Genomic DNA, 5,258 nt, shown 5'->3' on the forward strand with positions numbered 1-5,258 from the left:
CGCGCCCCCTGACCAGGGGTGATGGCCGCGATCGGCGCGACGTTGCCACGGGGAGAGATGTCCGCTTCACCGCACCTGCAGAAGTACTTCGCCCAGCGGATGCGAAGGTCCACCACGTCCCTGCTGCTGTGGGCGGTGCTCGTCAGCGGCATCGTGCTCCTCGGCGGCTCCGCGCTGGGCACCCTGACCGCCGAGCACACCGAGGTCACCGCGACCGCCGTCGCCGAGACCACCACCTCCCAGACCTCAGGCGGGCGCCGCAGCCGCACCGTCGAGCAGGTCCCGGCGCTGCGGGTGGAGTTCGAGCACGCGGGGGAGCGGCGCGAGGACGTCGTCGTCGCGGGCGACCGGGCCGTCGGCGACCGGTTCCCGGTGTTCGTGGACGGGGAGACCGGCGAGGTCAGGCTCGCGGTCCCGACCGTGGCGACCGCGACCTGGGTGCTGGTCGCGGTGCTGACCCTGGTCGCCGCGCTGTGGGCGTGGATCAGCTTCGGCGGGGTGCTCCGCACCGCGCGGCTGCGCGCCTTCGACCCCGAGGCGGCGACCGAGCGGTTCGCGCTCGCGGTCAACCGGATCACGCCGGTCAAGCTGGGGAAGTCGGACTTCCTGCACGTCACCGGCGTGGTCGGGGCCAGTTCCGCCACAGCGCCCGAGCACGGCGCCGGCCAGGTGGTGCGGCTGGCCGCGCTGGTCGACGTGCTGCCGCCCGCCGACCGCATCCCCGCGCAGCTCGACGTCCGGCTGGTCCCCGACAACGGCGTGGTGACGATGGCGCTCGTGCGCGGTCCCGGCGAGGACGGCTGGTGGGCGGCCTCGGTCGTGCCGGAGGAGACCGCCCAGTCCCGGCGGGCCTGAGGCCGGCCCGCCCTTCGGGAACCCGGACCGCCCCACCCGCGTTACCGCTGCGTCCGGCCCGGCGCCTCGGCGCTCCGCGCTCGCCGTCGACCCGGGATTCCGGGCAGGATGGGACCGGCCACCTGATCGGGCGACACGTGCGGGCCGGGGGGTCGTTGAACCGTTGGCACTCGAATGGGTAGAGTGCTAGCCGTACGGCGCCGGCAACCGCCCCGACCCCCGCGACGGCGGGGTGGCAGGAGCCGTAAACGCAACCTGCCAACGCTTTCGACGACCGTGGAGGTCAGCCCGGTGAGCGTGAACATCAAGCCGCTCGAGGACAAGATCGTCGTCCAGGCCAGCGAGGCCGAGACCACGACGGCTTCCGGCCTCGTGATCCCGGACACCGCGAAGGAGAAGCCCCAGGAGGGCAAGGTCCTCGCGGTCGGCCCCGGCCGGATCGACGACAAGGGCAACCGCATCCCCGTGGACGTGGCTGTCGGCGACGTCGTCCTGTACTCGAAGTACGGCGGCACCGAGGTCAAGTACAACGGCGAGGAGTACCTGATCCTCTCCTCCCGCGACGTGCTGGCCGTCATCAACTGACGTCCGTCCGCACCGTCCACGCAAGGCGCCCCGGCGACCCCTTCCGGGGCCACCGGGGCGTTTCGCACTGAGAGAGGCTAGGCAATGCCCAAGCAGATCAGCTTCGACGAGGACGCTCGTCGGGCGCTCGAGCGCGGCGTGAACAAGCTGGCGGACACGGTCAAGGTCACCCTTGGCCCGCGCGGTCGCCACGTCGTGCTGGACAAGAAGTTCGGTGGCCCCACGGTCACCAACGACGGCGTCACCATCGCTCGCGAGATCGAGCTGGACGACCCGTTCGAGAACCTGGGCGCGCAGCTCGCCAAGAGCGTCGCGACCAAGACCAACGACATCGCGGGCGACGGCACCACGACCGCGACCGTGCTGGCGCAGGCGATGGTCCGCGTCGGCATGCGGAACGTGGCGGCGGGCGCCAACCCGACCGCGCTCGGCAAGGGCATCCAGGCCGCCGCCGACGCCGTCGTGGACGCGCTCAAGGCCAAGGCCACCCCGGTCAAGGGCCGCGACAACATCGCCCAGGTCGGCACCGTGTCCTCCCGCGACGAGTCGATCGGCTCGCTGCTCGGCGAGGCCATCGAGAAGGTCGGCGAGGACGGCGTCATCACCGTCGAGGAGTCCTCGACGATGGCGACCGAGCTGCACATCACCGAGGGCGTGCAGTTCGACAAGGGCTACGTGTCGGCGCACTTCGCCACCGACCTCGAGGCCCAGGAGACGGTGTTCGAGGACGCCCGCATCCTGCTGCACCGCGAGAAGATCTCGGCGCTGGCCGACCTGCTCCCGCTGCTGGAGAAGGTCGCCGAGGCGGGCAAGCCGCTCGTCATCATCGCCGAGGACGTCGAGGGCGAGGCGCTGTCCACCCTGGTGGTCAACGCCCTGCGCAAGACGCTGCGCGTGGTCGCGGTCAAGGCGCCGTTCTTCGGTGACCGCCGCAAGGCGTTCCTGGACGACCTCGCGGTCGTCACCGGCGGCCAGGTCATCGCCGCCGAGGTGGGCCTGAAGCTGTCCGAGGCCGGTCTCGACGTGCTGGGCTCCGCCCGCCGCGTCGTGGTCTCCAAGGACAACACCACGATCTTGGAGGGGGCGGTCACCAAGGCGGACGTGGCCGGTGGCGCGGAGCAGCTGCGCCGCGAGATCGCGGCCAGCGACTCCGACTGGGACCGCGAGAAGCTGCAGGAGCGGCTGGCCAAGCTGTCCGGTGGCATCGCCGTGATCAAGGTCGGCGCGGCCACCGAGACCGAGCTCAAGGAGCGCAAGCACCGCATCGAGGACGCGGTCGCCGCCACCAAGGCCGCGGTCGAGGAGGGCATCGTCCCCGGCGGCGGTTCGGCGCTGATCCACGCGTCGAAGGTGCTCGACGGCGGGCTCGGCCTGACCGGTGACGAGGCCACCGGTGTCGCCCTGGTCCGCGAGGCCCTGGGCGCCCCGCTGTTCTGGATCGCCGCGAACGGCGGCCAGGAGGGCGCGGTCGCGGTCAACAAGGTCCGCGAGGCCGACTGGGGCTTCGGCCTCAACGCCGCCACGCTGTCCTACGGCGACCTGCTCGAGGCGGGCATCATCGACCCGGTGAAGGTGACCCGCTCCGCGGTCACCAACGCCGCCTCGATCGCCCGCATGGTGCTCACCACGGAGAGCGCCGTCGTGGAGAAGAAGGAAGAGGAGCCCGCCGCGGCCGGTGGCCACGGCCCCGGGCACGGCCACGGGCACTGATCTCCTGGGTCACCGGCCCGGTCCCCACGACCGGCCGGGTGGCCCGCCCAGCTCGACGCCGAACCGGCGGGCGCCCCACGGGGAGCCCGCCGGTTCCGCTTCTCCGGGGCGAGGCGTTCGCTGGGCGCGACGTCCGCCGTCCCCGGCTCGCCCCGTCCTGCCCGGCCGGTGCTTCCGCCGGTGGTGGCCCGCTCCGGCGCGTTCCGCCCCCGGACGCGCGAAAGGGGCGGCACCTGGTGGTGTCGCCCCTTTCCCGCACGGGTCATCAGGTGAGGGTGAGCCTGCGCTTCCTCGCTTTGATGATCCCGTCCCTCTCGGATTCCGAGAGGCCGCCCCAGATGCCGTACGGCTCCTGCACGGCAAGGGCGTGCCTGCGGCACATCTCCAGGACGGGGCAGGACAGGCAGACGGCCTTCGCCCGTGCCTCCCGTCTGGCTCGTGCCGGTCCGCGTTCCCCGTCGGGGTGGAAGAAGAACGCGCTGTCCATCCCGCGGCAGGAGCCGCGCATCTGCCAGTCCCAGAGATCGGCGTTGGGACCGGGGAGCCTTCGGGTGTCCGCCATCGAGACCGCCTCCTTGGCCACGGACGGGAACTGCTCCATTTGGCGTAACAGTGATCCACCGTAGAACCGCGCCAATGGTTGTTCAAGACCGTCCGGGCTTGTGGGACCGCAATTCAGCCAATGGGTGATCACCGGGTTTGAACTCCGGATTTGCTCGTAACGGCTGGTGAACCGACGATTACGGGGTGAACCCGCTCACCCGCTCGACGTCCCCGCCGACCGGTGGCGCGCGGGAAGAAGCCGTTGCAGGTCAAGGTGATCCCGCGCAGGTGGTGACCCTGTCGGTGGCCGCTGCGGCCCGCAGGCTCGGGGTCGCCCCGGCGACGCTGCGCACCTGGGACCGGCGGTACGGGCTGGGACCCAGTGATCACACGACAGGGCGACACCGGAAGTACGCGCCGCTGGACGTGGCCCGGTTGGAGCTGATGCAGCGGGCGCTGCTGCGCGGGGCCACCTCGGCGGAGGCCGCCAAGTACGCGCTGAGCACCCCGGTGCCCGCCCCGGACGTCCAGCAGGCGCCGCTCGCGATCGGCGAGCTGGACGCGGGCGGGCCGTCGCCCGCCGGGGTGCGCGGCCTGCGGATGCCGGGGGCGGGCAGGCCCGCGCGGGGCCTGGGGCGGGCGGCGCTGGCGATGGACTCGGTGGCCGCGCAGACCATCCTGGCGGACGCGATCGACGCGGACGGGGTGGTCGCGACCTGGGGCGAGGTGGTCCTGCCGGTGCTGACGGCGATCGCCGCGAAGTGGGAGCACTCGGGGGCCGGGGTCGAGGTGTCGCACCTGCTGGAGGAGTGCGTGGCGGCGGCGATGACCAGGGCGACCCCGCTGGTGGCGGACCCGCGCAACCACCGGCCGGTGCTGCTGGCGTGCGTGCCGGACGAGCGCCACAGCCTGCCGCTGCGCCCGCTGGCGGCGGAGCTGGCCAGGCGCGGGCTGGGCGTGATGCAGCTGGGCGCGTCCCTGCCCGCGGCGGCGCTGGCGTCGGCCATCCGCAGGACCGCGCCGTCCGCGGTGGTCCTGTGGGCGCACCTGCCGCGCTACGCCGATCCGGGAGTGGTCGCTGCGCTGCCGAGGACGAGGCAGCAGGTCAGGGTCTTCGCGGGTGGGCCGGGGTGGCAGCGGGGCGTGGTGCCCGCGCCCGCGGAGCGCATCGACGACCTGCCGGTGGCGGTGGCGGCGATCGAGCGCGCGGTCTGCTGACCGGGCGGTGGACTCGGTCAGGCGGTGGACTCGGTCAGGCGGTGGACCTGCGGGCTGCCCGATCGCACAGTTTCCTGCCCGGTTCCCGCCCGATTGACCGCTCACGTGCGCCCGATGGGGCGTGTGCGGCCCTAGTGTCGTCCGTTTGGCCCGGTTGCGGCCCGCCCGCGTGCGGCGGACGGATCACGCGGTTCGACCAGCGGGGCCCGGAGCCCCGGAAGATGGCTGGGTGACACCCGCCCACCCGGGCCGCCCCGCCCCCCCCCCCGCGCCCCGGCGCGCCCCCCCCCCGCCGCGGGCCGGGGGCCCCGGGCCGGGCGGCCCCGCGTTGGGCGCCCCCCCCGCCG

5 protein-coding genes are annotated in these 5,258 nt (G+C 73.4%); 4 read left to right on the forward strand and 1 reads right to left on the reverse strand.

The window, feature by feature from the left end:
- Positions 1 to 57 precede the first annotated feature (57 nt).
- From ACTUAL_RS04555 to groL, 3 genes are all read left to right on the forward strand, one after another.
- Positions 58 to 855: a hypothetical protein gene (locus ACTUAL_RS04555; protein ID WP_440899367.1), complete on the forward strand. Its 798-nt coding sequence runs from the start codon at positions 58 to 60 to the stop codon at positions 853 to 855.
- A 291-nt stretch (positions 856 to 1,146) separates the two neighbouring features.
- Positions 1,147 to 1,440, forward strand: coding sequence for a co-chaperone GroES (gene groES, locus ACTUAL_RS04560; protein ID WP_015805227.1), 294 nt, complete (start codon positions 1,147 to 1,149; stop codon positions 1,438 to 1,440).
- An 84-nt stretch (positions 1,441 to 1,524) separates the two neighbouring features.
- Complete coding sequence (gene groL, locus ACTUAL_RS04565; protein ID WP_440899368.1) at positions 1,525 to 3,150, forward strand: chaperonin GroEL; 1,626 nt, start codon at positions 1,525 to 1,527, stop codon at positions 3,148 to 3,150.
- 265 nt (positions 3,151 to 3,415) lie between these two features.
- Here the strand turns inward: groL and ACTUAL_RS04570 are convergent, their stop codons facing one another.
- A complete protein-coding gene (locus tag ACTUAL_RS04570) occupies positions 3,416 to 3,712 on the reverse strand; it encodes a WhiB family transcriptional regulator (protein ID WP_041838582.1) in 297 nt (98 codons plus the stop codon).
- A 269-nt stretch (positions 3,713 to 3,981) separates the two neighbouring features.
- On the opposite strand from ACTUAL_RS04570, the gene ACTUAL_RS04575 reads away from it, so the two are divergent.
- Entirely contained in the window at positions 3,982 to 4,911 is a 930-nt protein-coding gene (locus ACTUAL_RS04575) for a MerR family transcriptional regulator (RefSeq protein ID WP_096497083.1), read from the forward strand.
- The last annotated feature ends 347 nt before the right edge of the window (positions 4,912 to 5,258 follow it).

It is taken from the genome of Actinosynnema sp., from assembly GCF_052038725.1.